The 21,055-nt window shown below is 39.2% G+C and carries 19 protein-coding genes, 1 pseudogene and 1 riboswitch; of the genes and pseudogenes, 11 read left to right on the plus strand and 9 right to left on the minus strand.

The genetic code is table 11. The features are described 5' to 3' along the window. Positions 1–36 precede the first annotated feature (36 nt). The 4 genes and pseudogenes from acnA (at position 37) to CSV76_RS10055 (ending at position 4,650) form a co-directional block, all read left to right on the plus strand. Positions 37–2,667 (plus strand): annotated as a pseudogene (gene acnA / locus CSV76_RS10040) (aconitate hydratase AcnA). 121 nt (positions 2,668–2,788) lie between these two features. Then, complete coding sequence (locus CSV76_RS10045) at positions 2,789–3,340, plus strand: biotin transporter BioY (protein ID WP_085427249.1); 552 nt, start codon at positions 2,789–2,791, stop codon at positions 3,338–3,340. Positions 3,341–3,550: 210 nt separating this feature from the next. Then, on the plus strand, positions 3,551–3,964 hold the full coding sequence (locus CSV76_RS10050) for a universal stress protein (RefSeq protein WP_085427248.1): 414 nt from the start codon (positions 3,551–3,553) through the stop codon (positions 3,962–3,964). A gap of 275 nt (positions 3,965–4,239) precedes the next feature. Beyond that, complete coding sequence (locus tag CSV76_RS10055; protein ID WP_085429013.1) at positions 4,240–4,650, plus strand: universal stress protein; 411 nt, start codon at positions 4,240–4,242, stop codon at positions 4,648–4,650. 161 nt (positions 4,651–4,811) lie between these two features. Here CSV76_RS10055 and CSV76_RS10060 read toward each other — a convergent pair whose 3' ends face one another. Genes CSV76_RS10060 through CSV76_RS10070 form a run of 3 tightly spaced genes read right to left on the minus strand, consistent with a single transcriptional unit; the run spans position 4,812 to position 7,632 of the window. Further along, positions 4,812–5,597, minus strand: coding sequence for an energy-coupling factor transporter transmembrane component T family protein (locus CSV76_RS10060; RefSeq protein WP_085427247.1), 786 nt, complete (start codon positions 5,595–5,597; stop codon positions 4,812–4,814). Then, entirely contained in the window at positions 5,575–7,041 is a 1,467-nt protein-coding gene (locus CSV76_RS10065; RefSeq protein ID WP_099625499.1) for an ABC transporter ATP-binding protein, read from the minus strand. Before CSV76_RS10065 ends, CSV76_RS10060 begins: the two co-directional genes overlap by 23 nt. 21 nt (positions 7,042–7,062) lie before the next feature. After that, a complete protein-coding gene (locus CSV76_RS10070; protein ID WP_255396880.1) occupies positions 7,063–7,632 on the minus strand; it encodes an ECF transporter S component in 570 nt (189 codons plus the stop codon). 82 nt (positions 7,633–7,714) lie between these two features. Beyond that, a riboswitch (TPP riboswitch) is annotated at positions 7,715–7,826 on the minus strand. A 188-nt stretch (positions 7,827–8,014) separates the two neighbouring features. Between CSV76_RS10070 and CSV76_RS10075 the strand changes: the two genes are divergently transcribed. Together CSV76_RS10075 and CSV76_RS10080 are read left to right on the plus strand one after the other, a co-directional pair. After that, a complete protein-coding gene (locus CSV76_RS10075) occupies positions 8,015–8,587 on the plus strand; it encodes an exonuclease domain-containing protein (RefSeq protein WP_085427245.1) in 573 nt (190 codons plus the stop codon). 157 nt (positions 8,588–8,744) lie between these two features. Next, the gene (locus CSV76_RS10080; RefSeq protein ID WP_099625500.1) at positions 8,745–10,250 is read left to right on the plus strand and encodes a multicopper oxidase family protein; all 1,506 of its coding nucleotides are present in this window, start codon (positions 8,745–8,747) and stop codon (positions 10,248–10,250) included. A 119-nt stretch (positions 10,251–10,369) separates the two neighbouring features. On the opposite strand, the gene CSV76_RS10085 is transcribed toward CSV76_RS10080, so the two are convergent. After that, on the minus strand, positions 10,370–12,055 hold the full coding sequence (locus CSV76_RS10085; protein WP_099625501.1) for a methyl-accepting chemotaxis protein: 1,686 nt from the start codon (positions 12,053–12,055) through the stop codon (positions 10,370–10,372). 238 nt (positions 12,056–12,293) lie between these two features. Here CSV76_RS10085 and CSV76_RS10090 point away from each other — a divergent pair, with 238 nt between their 5' ends. After that, complete coding sequence (locus CSV76_RS10090) at positions 12,294–13,163, plus strand: YitT family protein (RefSeq protein ID WP_099625543.1); 870 nt, start codon at positions 12,294–12,296, stop codon at positions 13,161–13,163. Between the two features lie 25 nt (positions 13,164–13,188). On the opposite strand, the gene CSV76_RS10095 is transcribed toward CSV76_RS10090, so the two are convergent. Then, positions 13,189–13,749 carry a recombinase family protein gene (locus tag CSV76_RS10095; RefSeq protein ID WP_158232661.1) on the minus strand — a complete coding sequence of 187 codons (561 nt, stop codon included), beginning with the start codon at positions 13,747–13,749 and terminating at the stop codon, positions 13,189–13,191. Positions 13,750–13,854: 105 nt separating this feature from the next. Here CSV76_RS10095 and CSV76_RS10100 point away from each other — a divergent pair, with 105 nt between their 5' ends. Then, positions 13,855–15,264 (plus strand): SulP family inorganic anion transporter, encoded by a 1,410-nt coding sequence (locus tag CSV76_RS10100; RefSeq protein ID WP_099625502.1) that lies wholly within the window; start codon positions 13,855–13,857, stop codon positions 15,262–15,264. Positions 15,265–15,277: 13 nt separating this feature from the next. After that, positions 15,278–15,691, plus strand: coding sequence for a universal stress protein (locus CSV76_RS10105; RefSeq protein WP_099625503.1), 414 nt, complete (start codon positions 15,278–15,280; stop codon positions 15,689–15,691). A gap of 126 nt (positions 15,692–15,817) precedes the next feature. On the opposite strand, the gene CSV76_RS10110 is transcribed toward CSV76_RS10105, so the two are convergent. The 3 genes from CSV76_RS10110 to CSV76_RS10120 form a co-directional block, all read right to left on the minus strand. After that, complete coding sequence (locus CSV76_RS10110; RefSeq protein ID WP_099625504.1) at positions 15,818–16,765, minus strand: hypothetical protein; 948 nt, start codon at positions 16,763–16,765, stop codon at positions 15,818–15,820. Continuing rightward, positions 16,758–17,267 carry a sigma-70 family RNA polymerase sigma factor gene (locus CSV76_RS10115; RefSeq protein WP_085427238.1) on the minus strand — a complete coding sequence of 170 codons (510 nt, stop codon included), beginning with the start codon at positions 17,265–17,267 and terminating at the stop codon, positions 16,758–16,760. The genes CSV76_RS10110 and CSV76_RS10115 overlap by 8 nt, the downstream gene beginning before the upstream one ends. A gap of 127 nt (positions 17,268–17,394) precedes the next feature. Then, positions 17,395–18,171, minus strand: coding sequence for a DUF2935 domain-containing protein (locus tag CSV76_RS10120; protein ID WP_085427237.1), 777 nt, complete (start codon positions 18,169–18,171; stop codon positions 17,395–17,397). A gap of 146 nt (positions 18,172–18,317) precedes the next feature. Here CSV76_RS10120 and nadX point away from each other — a divergent pair, with 146 nt between their 5' ends. Continuing rightward, positions 18,318–19,100 carry an aspartate dehydrogenase gene (gene nadX, locus CSV76_RS10125; RefSeq protein ID WP_085427236.1) on the plus strand — a complete coding sequence of 261 codons (783 nt, stop codon included), beginning with the start codon at positions 18,318–18,320 and terminating at the stop codon, positions 19,098–19,100. Positions 19,101–19,207: 107 nt separating this feature from the next. Here nadX and CSV76_RS10130 read toward each other — a convergent pair whose 3' ends face one another. Further along, complete coding sequence (locus CSV76_RS10130; protein ID WP_085427235.1) at positions 19,208–19,489, minus strand: amphi-Trp domain-containing protein; 282 nt, start codon at positions 19,487–19,489, stop codon at positions 19,208–19,210. A gap of 380 nt (positions 19,490–19,869) precedes the next feature. Here CSV76_RS10130 and CSV76_RS10135 point away from each other — a divergent pair, with 380 nt between their 5' ends. Further along, positions 19,870–21,054 carry an AAA family ATPase gene (locus CSV76_RS10135; RefSeq protein WP_099625505.1) on the plus strand — a complete coding sequence of 395 codons (1,185 nt, stop codon included), beginning with the start codon at positions 19,870–19,872 and terminating at the stop codon, positions 21,052–21,054. Position 21,055 lies beyond the last annotated feature (1 nt).

A 21,055-nucleotide genomic window follows, 5' to 3' on the forward strand; every position in this document is an offset into this window, starting at 1 on the left:
AAAAATAGTGGGTATCGTGAATCAACTCGAGATGAAATGACAATCAATGGAAAACGATATCAGTATATATCATTGAACAAGCTAGAAGAACAAGGATTTTCCACTATCAAGCAACTCCCATTCACTATTCGCTTACTGCTTGAATCAGCAGTACGTCATGAAGATGGCCAGTACATAACCGATGAACATATAGTTGCCTTGGCCAATTGGCGTGGAGGTAGTGTAGGACAAGAAGTGCCCTTCAAACCAGCCCGTATTGTATTTCAAGACTTCACAGGAATTCCCGCTATTGTTGACTTGGCTTCAATGCGTGATGCGGTAGCTTCAAAAGGCGGTGATCCTAGCCTTGTCAATCCACAGATTCCAGTTGACTTGGTAATTGATCATTCTGTTATCATCGAACATTCTGGGGATGAATTGGCATATGAGAAAAACTTGTCCATAGAATATGAGCGCAATCAAGAGCGTTATGAATTTGTGCGATGGGCGCAGAAAAGCTTTGAAAATTTTCATGTCGTACCACCTGCTAATGGCATCGTTCATCAAGTGAACCTTGAATATTTAGCGACAGGTATCGGAACGGAATTAGTAAATGAAGTGGAATGGATTTATCCGGATTCATTAGTTGGAACAGACTCGCATACTCCGATGATTAATGGAATTGGAACGGTTGGATGGGGTGTTGGGGGAATTGAAGCAGAGTCTGCTATGTTAGGGTAACCTCTTTATTTCACGATACCTGATGTAGTTGGCGTGAAGTTAATGGGTTCATTGACTGACGGGGTAACGGCCACAGACCTTGCGCTCACGATGACGAACAGATTACGTGCGCACGGTGTTGTTGGAAAGTTCGTGGAGTTTTACGGAGAAGGATTGCGTCATATCCCTGTAACCGATCGAGCAACAATATCCAATATGGCACCGGAATATGGTGCGACTATGAGTTTTTTCCCGACAGATAAACAAACTATGGATTACTTCCGTCAAACGGGTCGTGAGGATAAGGTGCCATTGATTGAAAATTATTTACGTGCCCAAGGTCTATTCATGGAGGAAACGACCACACCGCCAACTTTTTCAGAAGTTATCGAGATAGATTTAGGTACGATTATTCCAACTGTCAGTGGACCGAAAAGACCGCAAGATACAGTAGCTCTTGCTGATATGAAGCATTCATTTGAAGATGTTTTAAAGAGACCAGTAAATGAAGGTGGCTATGGTAAACAACGTATTGAAACAAGAGCTATACAAGATGGTTCCATTGTTTTGGCTTCCATTACGAGTTGTACGAACACATCGAATCCATCTGTTATGGTGGCGGCAGGTTTACTAGCAAAGGCAGCTACAGATTTGGGGTTGCGTGTTCCGTCTTACGTTAAAACCACGCTAACTCCAGGTTCGCGTGTGGTCACAAATTACTTGGAAAAAGCAGATTTACTATCTTCTTTTGAAAAGCTCGGATTTTTTGTTGATGGATATGGTTGCGCCACGTGTTGTGGGAATAGTGGTTCGTTACTGGAGGAAGCTGAAAAAGCCATTACTGAAGATGATCTCGTAGTAGCATCCATTTTAAGTGGCAATCGCAACTTTGAAGGTAGGGTCCATCCACAGATCCGTGCAAATTATTTAGCTTCACCGCCTCTTGTAGTAGCTTTTGCATTGGCAGGCCGTATTGATATTGATTTCAATCGGGAGCCAATTGGTGTTGGGAAGAATGATCAACTTATCTACTTAGCAGATCTATGGCCTAAAGCAGAATCTATAGAAAATATAATATCAGAAACTGTGACGGCTTCTCTGTTCCGTGAAGAGTATGCTAGTATTTATTCGAATCAAACATGGGAATCAATTTCTGCTGCAGAAGGTTTATTGTATGATTGGGATGCATCGTCAACCTATATTCAACGCGCGCCGTATTTTGATCAAGCTGATGAATTGTCTATTGAAAAAAACACAAAAGAGATGCTTCCGCTTCTGATGTTAGGAGACTCTATTACGACAGACCATATCTCACCTGCTGGTCACATATCATTGAATAGTGAAGCAGGTAAGTATTTATCTGAACATGGGGTTAGCCCGCGTAATTATAATAATTACGGTGCACGTCGGGGGAATCATCATGTTATGATGCGTGGTACGTTTGCGAATATCCGTCTTCGCAATCAACTTGTTCCTGGCGTGGAAGGCGGTTTTACTATTCATAAAGCGACGAATGAACAAGTGAGTATATTTGAAGCGGCACGACGTTATAAAGCAGAGAATAGAAACCTGATTGTGCTGGCAGGAAAAGAATATGGAACAGGAAGCTCAAGAGATTGGGCTGCGAAAGGTACGTCATTACTCGGAGTGAAAGTTGTTCTTGCTGAAAGTTTTGAAAGAATCCATCGCAGTAATCTTGTTGGTATGGGCGTATTGCCAATTCAGTTTGCAGAAGGCTTCACTGCATCTACCCTTAGTTTAGAAGGAACGGAAATCTACACGCTTAAAATAGATGATCATGCATTCATACCGGGACAACGTTGTGATATGCACGCTGTTCGGACAAACGGAGAAATAGTTTGTTTTCCTGTTACAGTAAGAATCGATAATGTTATGGAAAAAGATGCTTACTTGCATGGCGGTCTATTACCGTCTGTGGCAAAAAATATGTTGCAGAATAAACGATAGATGTAAAGATAGACTCTTTGAGTAAACACCTTTTAGAAATGTGTTGACGTAGAGAATGACGTACGATAAAATTAGAGTCAACATAATAAAAAAGAGTGTTTACATAAAGGGGAATTCAGATATGTTAGATACGAGAAACAGATTGAAGATGATGATTGTAACAGCATTATTCGCAGCCATTATCGGGATCATGGCGCAGTTAACTATTCCGTTACCATTAGTTCCGATTACAGGACAAACACTTGCAGTTGGTTTAGCGGCAACGATTTTAGGTTCACGTTATGGAACGATTTCTGTATTAGTATATTTAGCAATGGGAGCAGTAGGGATGCCGGTATTCTCAGGCATGTCTTCAGGATTAGGTGTGATTTTTGGACCGACTGGCGGATTCCTCATTGGCTTTATTCCAACAGCTTTCATTACGGGTTATTATATGGAACGTACAAGTTTTAAGCTGCCTAACGCAGTCATCGCCAATATTATTGGGATGTTCGTTGCATTGGCATTTGGTACAGTGTGGTTGAAGTTTATAGCTGAGCTATCATGGACTGCTGCTGTTATGGCCGGTTTTGTTCCATTTTTAATTGGTGGCTTTATCAAAGCATTTCTTGCAGCTTGGGCTGGAATTACAGTACGGGGTCGATTATTGGCCAATCGTTTGTTGCTCGCGTAATGTAATCTAAGATACTAAACGTTAACTCTTATAATGAGAGTTAACGTTTTTGGCGTTTTATAAATTTATTATCGTATAGGGAAATTCGATAGTGGTAAGCATATCCTTCTAGTGTAGTTAAATAAGATGAACGACATGAACACTGAATAATTGGAACTTTTGATATATACTAATAGTAGAAAGTATACGAAATAGTAGGGAGTGAGTTAAATGAAAATTGCTGTAGCTATAGATGGTTCTGATCATTCGATTCGTGCAGCTGAGTATGCGCTAACACTATTAGAAAATACGCCTGATGGAGAACTGGAAGTGATCTCCGTAACAGATTATAACAAAGTAGAAGAAGAACAACTTCTGCTACAAAATCTTAAAAGTTTATCCCTATACCAAGATCGACTAGTTAGACCTGTAGTGGAAATGGCAGAAGAGGCCGGAGTAAAAACGACTGTCAAGCTTTTACGGGGAAAGCCAGATGTGGAAATCATTAAACATTTACAAACAGAAGAAGTTGAACAATTAGTGCTTGGTAGCCGTGGAATGAATTTAATGCAGGAAATGGCATTAGGCAGTGTGAGCCGCAGTGTAATGGAACAGGCGAATTGTCCAGTGACGATCGTAAAATAAATGGAGTCGCCATAAAGGTCTGGATTACTGGATTCATATGGCTTTTTTCACTTCATTTACAATTTTGTATTGTATTAGTAGCAGATAGTTGGCTTTTTATTATGTAATTGGTAGAATGGGTTTTGAATTGTTGAGTATAGATACTTCTTATTTACTGGACTACATCGTCAGTAAAATGGGTATATAACATGGCAATGGAGTCTTATGCTGGTGAAAGAATTCAAAAGAAAATCTCAATTGAAGAATTTAGAAAAGTAGTTTTGGGAGGTTTTATCATGAAGATTGCTGTGGCGGTAGACGGCTCAGAAAATGCATTGCGTGCAACGGATTATGCGTTGATGTTAATGCAACAATTTTCTGAAGCGAAACTTGAGTTGATCCATGTTATTGATTATAACAAAGAAGATGAACGGTTATTAAAACAGAGTCCTAACAGTCTTGCTATGTATCAAAAGAAGAAGATACAATCTGCATTGAAGTTAGTAAAGGATAAAGGAATAGATGCCGAAGTTACGATGTTAAAAGGAAATCCGCAACAGCAAATCATTAAATATGTAAATACAAATGAAATTGATCATCTCATACTCAGTAGTCGTGGTTTGAATACACTGCAGAAATTAGTTATGGGCAGTACTAGTCAAAAGGTAATTAAGCATGTGAATAGCTCAGTCACGATAATTAAATAAATTATATAAAAACTGCTACAGCAAATCTTTACGCTGTAGCAGTTTTTTAGTACTCTTCGCGTTCTCAGATCTGCGCTTTTCTGTAGGAAGTTGATGATTTTTCTTACCATTGATCGAGTAATCATGTTCCTTTTACTATAATAACTCATCATCAATAGATGTCATCTAGGCGTTAACAACCCACTGCTCGATAAAAATAGAGTGACAGCAAAGCCAAGAATCATTACAGCTACAAACACCACATCCATATGCGTATACCGAGTAGGATAAAAATATGTCCTGGCGGCTCCCATTTGATACTGCTTTGCTTCCATTGCCACAGCAATCCGTTGTGCACGGCGAATGCTTTGTGCAAACAAGGGGACAGTGTAACTTTGCAATCGCTCATATAGCCCTTTACTTCCCCTTGAAAATTGGACGTTGCGCACCTTTAACGCGTTTCGGCGTATTTGCAGTTCTTCAGTAACAGCTGGTATTAAACGAAATGCCGCAATAAAGCTGTACGCGTATTTGGATGGCATGCGAAACTGTTGCATCATCGCATAGAAGAATAATATAGGTTGGATCGTCAAGATAAACGTAAAGCCGACGAGGCCGAATGATAGGGATTTACTTCCGAGCAAAAGCGCATGTTGGATACTCTCCTCAGATATCTTGAAAATTCCAAACTGCCAAAGAACGGACTCCCCCTTGCCGAACAGCAACATCGTCAATCCAGTAGATAGAAATGATATGACTAACGGAATTGACAGCACTGCTAATTTCTTTAGTGAATAGCCACTGAATACATAAAATAACAGCCCATACAATATTGTTTGCCAAAGGGCGAACTGTAAGTTTTGATTTATAAGTGTGATGATCATGAATGTGAAAAACACTACGAATTTTAGCGCAGGGTTAACGCGAAACAACCAAGTTTGCCGTTCAGGTGTGAACCAATTCAGCATGTGGCGCACCTCCAGAAAACATAGTTGTTTGTAATACTTCATCAACTACTGTCCAGACTGCAGTAGCGAAACTTTCTACGATTTCCTCATCATGCGTCACCATTAGAATCGTCATTCCTTCGGTGCGCAATTGCTCTATTTTCTCAAGAATGGCAAAAGTATTTCGCGCATCTTGCCCGAAAGTAGGTTCATCAAGTAGCAATATATTTGTATCTGGAGTAAGAGCAGTCGCTACACTTAAACGCCGCTTTTGACCCGTAGATAGTTGATAGGGATGGCGTGAAACAGAATCAGGCAAGTTGAATAATTGTATCATTTCTTTAGCATAACGATCTGCCTCTGTTTTTGGCATACTGTGCAACGAAACGGTCAACTCTTCCATAATAGAATTGGTCACGAATTGCAGTTCAGGATTTTGGAAAACGAGCGACAGACCTTTAGGAAGTTGTCGCTTCTTCTTTTTCCACACAATCGGTACACCGTTAACTTCATAGACACCGTCAGTGCGAAGTAGTTGCATGAGAGATAGAAGCAATGTGCTTTTACCAGAGCCATTTTCTCCAACAATCGAAATCCAGTCACCAGCCTGTACGGTCGCCTGTTTGACAGAAATCTTCTCCGCTTGACCGCGATAGCCGTGAAAGTCTTGAATCTGAATTTTTTCTTGAGATGCAACTGCTTGACGGTTTTTCATCATCGATTGAAATGCTTCGGACGTTTTATATTCTTCCCAAACCCCCGGATACCAAATGCCATAGCGCTTCAGTTCTTCTTGATTGTTTGTAAAGATCGTGTCTGGAGGTCCATCCGCTATAATGACTCCTTGATCATTAAATAGCACCACGCGATCGACCCAATCGGCAATCAAATCAATTTTATGCTCGACAATGAGTACGGTTTTATTTGTAGCTGCTGCTTTGATAGCAGACCAAATTTGCTGCGTGCCTTCTGGATCAAGTAAAGCAGAAGGTTCGTCCAGAAATAATACGTCGGGTTCAAGTAATAACACTGTAGCCAATGCTAGTCGTTGTTTCATGCCTTGAGACATTTCATTGATGGGTGTATGAACGTTTTCTAAATTCAAGTCCACGCGTTTCAACACTTCCTCTATAAGAGTGGCCATCTCTTCACGCGGTACTTGAAGGTTTTCCAAAACAAATGCAAGTTCTTCATCGACATAGGTCATGCAAAACTGCGTTTCAGGATCTTGAAAAACGAATCCCCATGAGTCAGGCAGTTGGATGTCTTTTGTTTTCATTGGTAATTCGATGGAATGCGGGATAATTCCGCTCAGTACTTGCAGTAAAGTAGATTTACCACAGCCGCTTGGTCCAAGCATGAGCACTTTTTCACCAGGCTGAACGGAAAAAGAAAGATCTTTAAAAACCAGTGAATTCTCTCCTGGAAACTTCAGTCGTAAATCGGTAACACTGATGTTAGGCATAGTTGAATCATTCCTCCGTGTTTACTGATCGAGCAAAGTATATTCTTTCTTATCAACAGGGCGGATTAAAGATGTCACGCCGGTTGCTTCAATCGCTTTAACAATTAATACAGCAAAAATACCTGTGAAGATGAATGCGCTAATTGCACGTAACCCGTATTTCACTATAAGTGCCCATGTTTCAAGTGCTGCATAGCCGTAAACCAAATCGAGTCCGAAACTCGCGAGGCAAGAAGCAATACCAGCCATTCCAGCGACTACTATCGTGTAGCGCTTGTATCGGAATGCGGCGAATAGTAATTCTGCAGCAAGACCTTGCATGAACCCGTACATCAATACTTCAATCCCATGTCCTGCGAATGCAGACAAGGAAGCGCCTGCAATGCTTGCGATCAATGCGGTACCGGGCTTACGTAATAGTAAAAAGGCGAACGGTCCCACCATGAACCACATGCCGTAAATCAATTGACGTGCAACGGGGAGAATCGGTTTGACGACGGTATATAAATCGTCCCAAAACTTCATCAATACACCAAATACTACCCCGATCATGATCGTGATCAAAATATCGGTAAACTTTAATTTCTTCAAACTCTTCCACTCCTTCTTATTTGTCTATACAAAAAAGCCGTCTGAAGAGCAGACGGCCGAGGAAGGAAAGAGATTCCTGTATAATTCCATCGATTACGCTCTCTACGCTGGCATTACCCAGATCAGATTAACGGTCAGCAGTGGATTCCTCTGCTATCTCAGCCTGATTCACTCAAGCACCCGTACGGACATTTATGTAAGCAATCCTAGTATACAGCACATCAATTTGTCTGGCAACCACTTCAAAAGTTGGATGAAGTGCGAATCCCGAAGTAGGTTAATTTCGTTACAGTGTGTTGAAATCCTGTTATACTAATAGGATACAAATTAATCCTAATTGCATGCCATATACGAATTTAAATAGATTTAAAGGAGTTTTTACATGACGAAACATATAGCGTTCATTGACGTAGAAACTACAGGTATGAGAGCAGAGGCAAGCGATGTAATTGAACTCGGTGTTATGCTTGGCGAATACGATAATAACCGGATTGTTCGGGTAGCAGATGAATATTGTGAGTTTCAAGAGCCGTTCTACTCTATAACGCCAATGATTACAAACCTAACGGGCATCACTGATCAGATGGTAAGAGGGAAGTCGCTCGACATGGACAGAATTCTATCGATACTCGATCGGGCAGATGGCATTGTGGCGCATAATGCTTCATTTGACAGGGGCTTTGTCAGTAGACTATTACCGGAAACTCTTGACATGGACTGGTATTGTTCTGTTAGACAAATTAAATGGAAAAACTATGGCTTTGAGAATGGTAAGCTTCAACAATTACTGAGAGCGCATCGGATTCAAGTACAGAACGCACACAGGGCACTTGATGATGCGAAAAACTTAGCATTGCTACTGAACTCGTCGAATCCGAACCTTGAGGATGATACCTTTATATCCTACCTAATGAATAAAGCACCGATGAAAAAACCATCTAGATCTAGATTTTAATTACAAAGTGAGGGATACCAGGATAGTAATATACCCGGGTATCCTTTTTGTATTGAGAAAGTTTCATTTTCACGACCATATGTATGAAATGTGCATAGTTTTTCCACATGTATCAGCTATACTACCCTTGATGACAATAGATAAAGGGGATATTTAAATGAGTAGAAAAACGCAAGTTGTTATATTCTCATTGTGTGCATTATTGATCAGTGGATGCAGTAGTGATGCGCAATCGAATGAACAGAGTAATGAACATATGATGAACCAGACGAGCAATGAACAGCATTCTATGATGGATGGTTCGACAATGGGTAACGGACATATGAGCCATAATAATGTAGTGAGATTAAAAGATTCGACTGGTGAGAATGAAATAAACATCCCACCCTTATTAACTAGTGAAACGACAGTAGGCACCGAATATACTGTTAAGGCGCAAAAGGGAAGCGTGAACATATTTGATAATGTGACTACAGAAACTTTTGGATATAACGGAGATTTATTAGGGCCCGTTCTACAATTTAGAAAGGGTGAAACTGTAAAAATAAATACGATAAATGAATTAGATGAAGAAACAACATTTCATTGGCATGGTTTAGAAGTGTCTGGCGAAGCAGATGGCGGACCACATAAAACACTCAGTCCAGGTGAAGAAGAGACAATAGAATTTGAAGTCACACAAGAGGCGGCTACTTTATGGTTTCATCCCCACCCAGAGGGCAAGACATCTGAACAAGTATATAAAGGCTTAGCAGGACTGATTTATATTGAAGATCCTAATTCGGCCAAATTAGAAATTCCTAAACAATATGGAGAGAATGACATACCTTTAGTTTTCCAAGACCGGATTTTCGATGATCACCATCAATTAAATTATAAAGCAGTGATGAATGAAGATGGGATGATAGGTGATACATTATTAGTTAACGGCACAGTAAATCCCGTATTAAAAGTAGGGAAAGAACAAGTGCGTCTTCGCTTGCTGAACGGATCGAATGCGAGGAACTTCACATTCAAGCTAAATACGGGTGAATCGTTTGTTCAAATCGCGACAGATGGCGGCTTTTTGAATGAACCCGTCACATTGAACGAAGTTACCTTGACACCATCAGAACGGGCAGAAATTATTATTGACTTTTCACAGCTGAATTCGCTAAAGGATTTATCATTAATGAATGAAGATGGATCTATCCTTCTACCGTTTGAAGTATCAGATCAAGAAGTAGCAAGTACACAAGCAGTGAAACAGTTGAATGAGTTTTCTGTGACAGATGAAGAAAAAGCTATGCCGGTCACAAAAAATATTGAACTGTTTGGCATGATGGATCATGTAACAATCAACGGAAAGAAGTTCGATCCCCAAAGAATTGATTTCACACAAGAGCAAGGTGTCACTGAGGTGTGGGAAATCTACAATAAGAAAGATATGATGGGTGGAATGATTCATCCATTCCATATTCACGGTACACAATTTAAAATACTCTCAAGAGATGGTGTGGAACCTAACGAAAACGAAAGAGGTTGGAAAGACACTATTTCGGTTCATCCGGGAGAAAAAGTGAAAATCGCTATACAATTCAAACATAAAGGTGTCTATATGTTCCATTGTCATATTTTAGAACATGAAGACAATGGAATGATGGGACAAATAGAAGTAAAGTAAAAGTAAAAGACAGACTTTTCGTGGTTTAATTGATTAATATGCATCTCATGGAAAGCAAACTATCTGAAATAAAATACATGAAGAAAAAGCATCTGCACAATAGCAGACGCTTTTTCTTGTTATAAGGTAAACTTGCGGACAAGATTATTAAGTTCTTCAGCCAATTGAGCCAATTCATTAGAATTACTTGCTATTTCCTCCATAGCGCTGCTTGCTTGTTGGGAAGACGCTGATGTTTGTTCAACTCCCGCAGCAGATTCCTCAGTAATGGCAGCAATCTCTTCGATCGAACCGCTCATTTCCTGACTTGTTTCAGAAATATTTTGCAAGTCATTAGAAATAGTCTGGATACGTGTGACCATTTCAGTTACAGAAGCACTAATCTTGTGGAATGTTTCGCCCGTACGTTCAATTTGATTTGTGCCTTCTTCTACTTCTTTATAACCTTCACGTAAAGAATTTGTTACTGAACTGGATTCGCTTTGAATTTTATTGACGATTTCAGTGATGTTCGTAACAGATTCAGAGGACTGTTCTGCAAGAGTTCGTACTTCATCCGCTACGACTGCAAACCCTTTACCATGTTCACCAGCACGTGCAGCTTCGATTGCTGCATTCAATGCTAATAAGTTAGTTTGCGCTGCAATACTTTGGATCACAGCTACGAGTTGGGAAATATTCTGAGTATGCTTGTCCAATCCTTCTACGTTTACAACTGCATCATGAACAATCTGATCGATAACTTTCATCTGCTTAGAAGATGTATTCATCGCTTCGCTTCCCGTATTTGTCATCGAAAGTACTTCATTTGATGACTGGTGAATGTAAGTGCCGTTTTCATTGGCATCCATTATTCTTGCAACAAAGTTTTCCATTGAGGTTGATAAGCTACTTGCATTGGTAGCTTGCGATTCTGTGCCGTATGCCAGATCTTCCATAGTTGTAGCGATTTGTGCCGTACCTGCTTTAATTTCACCTGCAGACTGTGTCAATTCTTCACTTTGAGAAGAAACTGTTTGAGCCACGATGTGAATTTCGTCCAACAGATTATGTGTGTTGCTACTCATTTCATTTGTAGATTTGATTAGTTGTCCAATTTCATCCTGTAACTTCGTCTCTAAAGGAGGACTACTTAAATCTCCCATTGCAATTAATCTCATGCGCTCCATTACCGTGTGAAGCGGTTTAGATATTGAGTTTGCGGTGAATAAAGCAACCGCCATGCTTAAAAGAATGACTAGTAAAACGATAGTAGTAACTAAAACCAATGTGTTGTTTCCACTAGAAAGTAAATTCTTTTCAATATCAATAATAATCATTTCTCGATTTTGTGCAGCTTCTTCATACGATGTCATTAATTCGCGTGCGTCATCATTAACTGCCAATAGATTACGTTCTGCTAGCTCTTTGTTACCGCGTGCATGTTCAGCGAATACATTCTCTAAGACGTACTCACGCCATTCAACAGTTCTTCGCATTAAATCCATTGTTTCATCGGAAGTTCCTATTTTTTTAATAGTGGCTTGATGCTTTTCACTATCTTCTGTGTATGTATCAAATAAATCTTTATAACTCGCTTCCCCTGTCAGAATAAATCCTCTCGAACTAGAAATCCGATTTGCCATATCAAGCGATAGCTGCTCATCTGCAATCAATAATGGCAATTCTTTCTCCAGAATATTTCTCGTTGCTTCGTTATTCGCACGAAGTGTAGAGAAAATAAATAAGCCGAGTAATATAATTAGTACTACTACTATGGAAAAACCGGTCAATAGTTTTCCGCGAATGCTTTTAAACGTAAACATAATCTATCACGCCTCCTAATAATTTAATTGAGTGTAGATACTTTTAACTATAACCGCTATTGTGCTTGTAGTCTACTAATAGTTATTTAGACTATTATTTATATAAATGTTATCGTAGGAAAGTTTTAGAAAGGAGAGTAGGTGCAGAAAAATTATAATTAGCGGAATAGATTAGGTGGAGAAAAGGGTATAGTAAACATGGATAATGGTGTTCATTCATAATGAAAGAAGTGAGAAGATGAAAGTAATTACTAAACAAACGCATAATAAGTTGCGTTTTGTATTCCAAGCCTTTTTCGTTATGTTGGGTGCATTAATCACAGCGTACGGACTTGAGTCGGTTCTAATACCCAATAATGTATCTGATGGCGGTGTAACTGGATTAAGCATCGTTGGTTCCAAGGTTTTTGGACTTTCGTTAGGGCTTCTAATTGCGATTTTAAATATACCGTTTATTTTTCTCGGCTATAAGCAGATAGGTAAGCGTTTTGCGGTACTATCGGTAGTTGGTATCGTATCACTTAGTACTAGTACAAGCTTAATGCATCACATACCTACTATTGTAGAGGGTGATACGTTACTAGTGACAGTTGTTGGGGGCATCATTATCGGAGTAGGTATAGGAATGGCTTTGCGTAATGGAGGAGCACTAGATGGCATCGATATGCTGGCAGTACTACTATCTAGAAAGTTACCTTTTGGAACGAGTGACTTAATTTTATTTCTTAATGTATTTGTCTTTATTATCGTATCTACAGTATTTGGTTTAACGGGTGCTATTATGTCGGCTATCGCTTATTTTATTGCTTCTAAAGTGATCTCTATAATGGAGGTAGGGTTTAGTGGATCAAAATCTTTTAAAATTGTAACGGATAGACCCGAAGAAATGGTAAAAGCAATACATGAGGATATTGGTCGCACGGCTACGTATCAAGTGGTGAGAGGTAGTCATACAAGTAAGCAATACGTAGAAATCACATGTATCGTGCACCGGTTAGAAGATAATAAAATGAAGGAAGTAATACGTGACGTGGATAAACGGGCATTTGTCGCAGTTTACGATGTGTCAGAAATTAAAAGAGGGGACTTTGGTGGGAGCCAGTCATGATAACAAAAGTAGTCGGATGTAAATGTTATTTATCATCCGACGTTGTTGCGGTGCGATCATCCAAGTAACGATAAAGCGTTGACTTACTGATCCCAGTCGCTTCTTTGATCTCGTACAACGAAAAATCTTTACTATCATACATCTCAAAAGCGAGTTGTAAATTCACATCAGATTTTCGTGGACGACCGATCGATTTACCTTCCTGCTTAGCAGCTTGCAAGGTGAAAGTGGAAGAATGACTTAAGAATATAGATTGTAAACTAGTGAAAAACTCAATATTTTGTAGTAGTGTAGCATTCATCATCGATTGATTAGTTAATTCATCTTCGACAAAATAAATCATCAGCTGATCTCGTTCTGCTAATCGTAAAATATCAAGAAACTGTTGAAGCGAGTCGGCTAATACTTCAATGTTTTGAACGTACAATTCATCCCCATTTTGTATTTGCATAAATAAGCGTTCAAGTTCTGTTCTTTTTTTGGCTAAGCCATGTGCCTCTATATAAACTTCATCTGTTATTAGACTGGTTAACTGACTAGTTGCTTGTTGATCAGATACGGTCGGCCGAATATATCCATACTTCATCTTTTCATTCCTTTCCTCCCAAAACCATTCACTTATGGGACTGCAAATGTTATGCTGTTTACATTCTAACATGGAAAATGGCTGACATCATGAGAGGGGAACAATATGCGAACTTTACAACAACAATGGTTCGGGAATGTGCGAGCGGATATATTGGCAGGGATTGTCGTAGGATTAGCGCTCATTCCGGAAGCATTGGCTTTTGCGTTTATCGTGGGAGTCGATCCGCGTGTAGCGTTATATGCATCATTTACTATTGCGGTTATAACTGCGTTTGTGGGCGGTCGTCCAGGTCTGATATCTGCCGCAACAGGTGCAATGGCTCTAGTACTCGTCAGTTTAATGGCCAATCATGGTCTTGAATACGTACTGGCAGCAACGATTTTAACAGGTATAATACAATTAATTCTAGGCTCATTAGGAGTTGCGAATCTAATGCGCTTCATTCCGAATTCTGTCATGCTTGGATTCGTCAATGCGCTTGGAATAATGATCTTCATTACGCAATTACCGTACTTAGTAGGTGCTGGTACGATGACATATGTATTCGCTATTGCGACACTAATATTGGTATATGCGGTACCACGTTTTTTCACAGCTATACCCGCTCCACTGATCGCCATTGTCGTCATGACCGCAATTGCATTATTTAGTGGTGTGAAGTTGCAGTCAATCGGTGATTTAGGGACGATGCCGAGCTCATTGCCGACATTCTTTTTCCCTGACATTCCATTAAACTTTGAAACATTGAAGATTATTTTACCGTATTCAGTAGCATTATCTATTGTAGGATTGCTTGAGTCCTTACTTACATCTCAAGTTCTTGATGATATAACGGATACTCCAAGTAATAAAAACCGTGAAGCACGCGGACAGGGTATTGCCAACTTCATCACTGGGTTCTTCGGGGGTATGGCAGGTTGTGCATTGATTGGCCAATCGGTGATCAATATGAAGTCGGGAGGCAGAGGGCGTTTGTCCACGCTGACCGCAGGAGTATTCTTGATGTTCTTGATTATTGTACTGGGAGATATAGTCGTTAAAATTCCGATGCCAGTTCTCGCTGGGGTCATGGTTATGGTAGCTGCGACAACATTTAATTGGGGCTCATTTAAGTTCTTGCGGTCTGCACCACGTTCAGAGTCTGTAGTGATGCTTGTTACAGTAGCGATTATTTTATATACGCATAACTTGGCAATCGGCGTGGTTATTGGAGTTATTCTGAGTGCATTATTCTTTGTAGCGAAAATTTCTCGTGTAACTGTAACTACTCACGATGGAGTCTATAAAATCCAAGGACCGCTGTTCTTTGCTTCCACAACGAAATTTATTCAAGCTTTTGATCATGTAAATGAAAAGAGGATCACGATCGATTTTGAAAATAGTCAGCTATGGGATGAATCTGCTGTAGGTGCGATTTTTAAAGTTGTGGGCAAATTAGAAAGCAGGGGGATCAACGTCACGATGCGAGGGTTAAATTCCTCGAGCCAACAACTGTATGAAAAATTATTGTGAAGGAGTGAATAGTATGAAGATAGCTGTAGCAATTGATGGATCAGAAAATGCAATGCGTGCTGCAAAACATGCGATTATGCTGGCGGAGTATTTACCTAAAGTTACGTTAGAGATTATTTATGTACAGGATTATAACAAAGCAAAAGATGAACGATTATTATCGCAAAGCCCTGAAAGTCTATCATTAAAACGTGAGCAAAAATTGCATCCGATTTTAGCGATGGCTAAGGAAGCCGCGGTCGATGCTAAAGTGATCATACTAAAAGGCAATCCGAGTCAAGAAATCATTCAGTATGTCAATGAAAAGAAAATTGATAAACTAGTGATCGGCAGTCGTGGATTGAATACTATTCAGGAAATGGTACTTGGTAGTGTCAGTCATAAAGTAATGAAACATGTTGATTGTCCTGTGACGGTGGTAAAATAAAAATCACTTACTTTACTCAGATAAATATAGATCATTTTTAAGCACATTGATTTTTAATATATATCTAGTGAAGTAATGCGTTACGTGAAGAAGCGGTAGCCCTTTAAAATGGGTCTACCGTTTCTTTTACTTTTTATATTCATTCCATTTGATTATGTCATGGAATCTTGTCGGACGCTCTTGCTTAGTGATTGCGTATGAAAGTGGATCAAAAGTAATTTCAATATGCATATCAGGTTGAATACCATCAAAGGATTCGCTGGAGTCGAACCAGGCCGATTCATAAGCTGCCTCTATTATTTCATCCGTAGATAGACCCTCATAATCTTTTGGTTCAAGCCCTGACACAAGCAATACTTGTCCTTGATCTGCAGATGCTACCACGCCATCTAACTTCTGAGTTCGAAACTTTTCCGTTAAATCTGGAATAGATTTCTTCTCCATGAACGCTGTGATGACTTGTTGATGCTCTTTTTGGAAAGCGTCTAGTATTTGTCGTTGGGTTGTTTTGTCTTCTGCTTTATTACGTTCGAGCCAGTCCATGACGAGTGTATGACGTTGAGTGTATGTCAAAATAACTTTGAAATATTGATCATAGCTATATCCGAATGTGTCTACTTGAGTTTTTTTCATATTCTTTGCTTGTTCTTCGGTAAAGTCATCAAAAAATGTTTTTTGTTGTTCGGCGATAAGTGTATCAATTTTCTCCATGTCTTCCTCATAGCCTAAAGAAAGGGCATAATCAATAATGGAGTCGATTTCAAGTATGTCCTGGAATATACGGTAGCGTAAATCATCTGAATCCCCTTGGTCATTCTTTTCATTCTGTAGCATGAGATCATATAATGTCTCGTCTATTTTATATGTGCTACCATTTGTGCTAGTAGAACCGTTTTGTAAGACATTGAACGTGATAAATACTATAGCAGCTAAAACGATAGCTGAAGCAACAACGGGAAATGGATTTCTTCTTTTACGTTTACGTCTACCGTAAAGGACTCGTTGCTTTAATTCTTCTTTATCATTGAAAACGTCTCCCGCCGCAGCATCTAAACTTTTTTTCACCTTATTCAATGGAAAGCACCTCCCAATAATCAGCTGACAGTTTATCTTTTAACAAAATACGTGCTTTGGTCATTCTCGTTTTTACGGTGTTTTCCGATAGATCAAGAAACGCAGCAACCTCTCGCATAGTTAGTTCTTCGTAATAATAAAACAGTATAATTTCTCGATACTTTATAGGTAATGTCAATATAGCAGAAGCAATCGCAGACTTTTCTTCCTGCAGAATCAATCGATCATGTTCAGTATGTATAGTTTCTGCCCATTCTTTATTAAATTTCAAATGTCGGAAAGACCAGCTTCGCAAATGATCTTTACAGCGGTTCACTGTTAGTTTCGTTAAATAAGCGCGTAACTTTCCTCGTTCTTGATAGTTCGATTTCTCGTAAAATGAAATGAACACCTCCTGGACGATATCCTTCGCCAGTTCATGGTCACGTAAATAGAAGTAGGCCATTTTCAATAAATGTTCCCCGTATTGATCCATGACCTGTTCCAGTTCCACGGAATCCATTCCCACCACCGCCTCTCTATTACTATAACGAAGCTCGGAGAAGAATAGTTTTGCTCTTGTATAATTTCACGTAATAAACACAAAAAAACATAACAAGGAAATAGATCTTGTCATGTTTTCGTGTAATTTAGTTAACCACTTGATCTTCAAGGTTTTTCCACAGATGATGCGCTTCTCTCGCAATGTGTTCAAGTAAATCAGGTGGAGCAGTCGTAACTGCAGCACAAGCTTTGATCAGTTCGCTTAATTCTAGCTTAAAGGCTTCTAGCGCTTTGGCTTCTTTGATTACCATTTGATTGAACGTATTCAATACAGGTGAAACTTCATTGCGTGGTCTACGAATAATGGTCTTCAGAGCTTGCGCCTGCAACAAAAGATTTTCAAACTTTCTTGTCATGGCACGCACTTGATCATGCAATTCATAGTTAGAGGCATCCACGTAGTGACTAATGAAGATTAAGTGATCGAGCATTTGGCGAAGCCAGAAATTGCTTTCATGCAACGTCGCATCAGCTGGAGTAATGTAGGAATTCGTTTCGATCAATTTGAACACTCGCTCTGCTTCTTCGGCTTCTCGTATCATATGATCAAGAAGGGAAGTCGGGGTAGAAATGATTACATCACAATGAAGTGCACGGTCCATTGTATGAATTAGCAAATCAGAAAACTCTTTCGTCGAACTCTTCGCTTCATCGATGATTAATCCAATATCACCTGTTTTGGATTCAGTTTTCTTGAAAATTTTCCCCATACGATCGACCATTTCCTGATTGGCGCGTGCTAATTCTAGCTCATGATGGCTGATTTCTCGATCGAAAAATTCCCCATGCTCAAAGTTGTTACGCACCCAAAAGTCGATAATACCATACGTATCGCGTTCATAATTGTCCGTATACCCAGCCATTTTGTACATTCCCCCTACTATCTATTGTCTTCCATCAACATCATCTTATTCGATGTGGGTGTTGATTATGTATAGACAGGGTATCTAAATAGAAACTCATCTATTTCTTGTGGAAGTGTATATACTAGAGGAAGAGGTGTTATGAAATGAAAATTGGTGTAATAGGAACTGGAAATATCACGCAGTATTTATTGGAAAGTATAAATGAAAACAAAAAAGTGGATGGGGAGGTCGTCTCCTTATTTGGACGAAACCAGGAAGTGGGGCCAAGGCTAGAGTCACAGTATGGAGCGAAATTCTATACGGATTTCCAACAGTTCATTGAATCTCCGGTCGACGTGATTGTGGAAGCAGCAACGATCGGTGTAGCGATAGAGCACATGGAAGAAGTATTGAAGAACAAGAAAGATTTGATTCTCAGCAGTATTGGCGCGTTTAAAAATATAGATTTTTTAAATGAAATGAAAGAAGTTGCAAAATCATATGAGCAACACATCTATTTGCCTTCAGGTGCGATAGGCGGTCTGGATCTTCTTCAGTCAGCAAATTCAATGGGTGGCTTGAAAGAAGTCCATATTACAACTAGAAAAACCTACGAATCATTGGGGCTTGAAGTTCAAAGTGTAGAAGAATGTATTTTTGATGGTGTCGCACTGGATGCCATTGATAAGTTTCCCAAAAATGTTAATGTGGCGTTGTTACTTTCAATTGCCGGACTTGGTGCGCAACATACGACAGTCCGTGTCATTGCGGACCCGAAAATTCGACGTAATACACATAGTATTGAAGCGAAGGGTGATTTCGGCAAAATGAATTTGACGATTGAAAATGAACCAATGCCAAATAACCCCAAAACAAGCTATCTTGCCGCATTAAGTATTTTGTCTACTCTACAAAATAAAGGCAATGCGATTACGATAGGTAGCTGACATAAAAGTAAATAATTATTTGTTAACTACAGATTAAATAGCAAGTAAAATACAAAAGGCTATCCATCGTTTATATATGATGGATAGCCTTTTTCCGTCTCATCCTTTTAACTAATGGAAATATTGGAATCATTACTTTTATTCCCATCACGCCACTCAAGTTCTACTTCGAATGAATACTTATTCTGTTCTTTTTCTAACTTTATTTCGAGCTCTACCTCAGAAGCGGGTGTAACTCCATGATGTACTCCATCGTGAGTCAATGTAAATGTGCCATCTTCTCTCAATTTCTTTGCGAGTGTTTCAAGGAATTCTGCAGCGTGCGTAAGTGACATTTTTTCTTCATAATCCACTAGGACGACCTTTGTATTCTTCTTTTCGATCGACATCTAACACTCACCTCCCTAAATTATACATTCATCATAGCATATCAATTTTCATTAAAAAAATTGCAAAATACATAATTGTATAATCATTGTACAACCTATTAGTGAAAACTTATGACTTACTATCAATAAATTATTACAAAAATATATAGTATAGAAGAGTTTATATAGCGCAAAGGGGGTAGTAATAGAGTAGAGTGTCTTGGATGAACGTAGTACGTATTGAACTTAAACCTTAAGTCTAAGGTTAGACAAAAGTGTAATCATACTAACTCCGATACAACATGAAAGAATTAATCCTTTAAAGGTTAAAAACATGCTATTTCAGTCACACTGTATAAAGCCAACAGTAGATCATTACTATAAATTGAGGAGTTGCCTATATGGATATTAATTTACAGAAGTTACATGAAATCAAAAGCGCGTTGAATAAAAAGTTTTTCGAAAGAGAAAATGAAGTAGAGGGAATTTTAGTAGCGATTCTGTCTAGACAACATATGTTAATGATTGGACCGGCAGGAACTGCGAAATCTGCACTGGCGGTAGAATTAACAAAAATCGTTGAAGGCACTTCTTACTTTCAATGGCTACTGACAAGATTTAGTACACCGGAAGAAGTGTTTGGTCCCCTTTCATTAAAAGATTTAGAAGAAGGCGTGTACAAGCGAAATACTACTTCTAAAATGCCGGAAGCGCATCTTGTATTTTTGGACGAAATTTTCAAAGCAAACTCTGCAATACTTAACAGTTTATTGACATTAATTAATGAACGATTATTCTATAATGACGGTCATCCCATTGAAGTACCGTTAATATCAGTTATTGGCGCATCCAACGAATATCCCGAAGAGGGGGAAGGACTTGAAGCCTTATTTGACCGATTTTTATTGCGTTTTGAAATAGACTTCATTGCCGACGAATCGAATTTTGTATCGATGATGAAAGACGAGGGAGAAGAAGTTGAAACTCCCAAAATGCATTTGGAAGAATTAATACAACTTCAAAACATGGCGGATAAAGTGAAAATTCCTGATGAAGTATATGAAACATTGTCTACTATTCGTAGAGAACTACAGGATGAAGGAATTCAGCCGTCCGACCGTCGATTCAAACAATCTTTAAGTATCTTGCAAGCTAGGGCGCTAATCAATCAAAGGGAGTCAGTACAAATAGAGGATATTGCCATACTTGAGAATGCATTGTGGGAAACACTTGATCAGAAAGAAGCAGTGTGCACCATCGTTCGCCGACATTCACAAGATGGATTAGCACAAAGACTTTCGGCGATTGAAAATGAAGCGAATGAAATCTATGATTCCGCAGTACGTGATCAGTCGACGGAAGCAGGTATGGAGGCAGTCCAGAAAATTTCAGCTTTATCAACAGAAGTAAATAAGTTGAAAGAGGAAAATGAAAGCCGAGTGACAGAAATTGATCACTTACAAAATCAGCTCGTTTCATTAAAAAATGAAGTGGAAAGCAGTCGTTTAGATACTGCTTACTATGGTGAAACGAATGAAAAAAAAGATGGAAATGGCGACCAGACTGGAGTCTTTTTTAGAATGTAAA

Origin of the sequence: Sporosarcina sp. P17b (assembly GCF_002743115.1) — a bacterium.
Taxonomy (GTDB): Bacteria; Bacillota; Bacilli; order Bacillales_A; family Planococcaceae; genus Sporosarcina; species Sporosarcina ureae_C.

Bases quoted from the DNA above. Each gene is read 5' to 3' on its own strand.
- CSV76_RS10100 (WP_099625502.1), top strand. From the start codon at position 13,855: ATGCGAACTTTACAACAACAATGGTTCGGGAATGTGCGAGCGGATATA.
- CSV76_RS10060 (WP_085427247.1), bottom strand. From the start codon at position 5,597: ATGCTGAATTGGTTCACACCTGAACGGCAAACTTGGTTGTTTCGCGTT.
- CSV76_RS10055 (WP_085429013.1), top strand. From the start codon at position 4,240: ATGAAGATTGCTGTGGCGGTAGACGGCTCAGAAAATGCATTGCGTGCA.
- CSV76_RS10085 (WP_099625501.1), bottom strand. From the start codon at position 12,055: ATGTTTACGTTTAAAAGCATTCGCGGAAAACTATTGACCGGTTTTTCC.
- CSV76_RS10090 (WP_099625543.1), top strand. From the start codon at position 12,294: ATGAAAGTAATTACTAAACAAACGCATAATAAGTTGCGTTTTGTATTC.
- CSV76_RS10120 (WP_085427237.1), bottom strand. From the start codon at position 18,171: ATGGCTGGGTATACGGACAATTATGAACGCGATACGTATGGTATTATC.
- CSV76_RS10065 (WP_099625499.1), bottom strand. From the start codon at position 7,041: ATGCCTAACATCAGTGTTACCGATTTACGACTGAAGTTTCCAGGAGAG.
- CSV76_RS10045 (WP_085427249.1), top strand. From the start codon at position 2,789: ATGTTAGATACGAGAAACAGATTGAAGATGATGATTGTAACAGCATTA.
- CSV76_RS10105 (WP_099625503.1), top strand. From the start codon at position 15,278: ATGAAGATAGCTGTAGCAATTGATGGATCAGAAAATGCAATGCGTGCT.
- CSV76_RS10095 (WP_158232661.1), bottom strand. From the start codon at position 13,749: ATGAAGTATGGATATATTCGGCCGACCGTATCTGATCAACAAGCAACT.
- CSV76_RS10080 (WP_099625500.1), top strand. From the start codon at position 8,745: ATGAGTAGAAAAACGCAAGTTGTTATATTCTCATTGTGTGCATTATTG.
- CSV76_RS10050 (WP_085427248.1), top strand. From the start codon at position 3,551: ATGAAAATTGCTGTAGCTATAGATGGTTCTGATCATTCGATTCGTGCA.
- CSV76_RS10075 (WP_085427245.1), top strand. From the start codon at position 8,015: ATGACGAAACATATAGCGTTCATTGACGTAGAAACTACAGGTATGAGA.
- nadX (WP_085427236.1), top strand. From the start codon at position 18,318: ATGAAAATTGGTGTAATAGGAACTGGAAATATCACGCAGTATTTATTG.
- CSV76_RS10130 (WP_085427235.1), bottom strand. From the start codon at position 19,489: ATGTCGATCGAAAAGAAGAATACAAAGGTCGTCCTAGTGGATTATGAA.
- CSV76_RS10115 (WP_085427238.1), bottom strand. From the start codon at position 17,267: ATGGATTCCGTGGAACTGGAACAGGTCATGGATCAATACGGGGAACAT.
- CSV76_RS10135 (WP_099625505.1), top strand. From the start codon at position 19,870: ATGGATATTAATTTACAGAAGTTACATGAAATCAAAAGCGCGTTGAAT.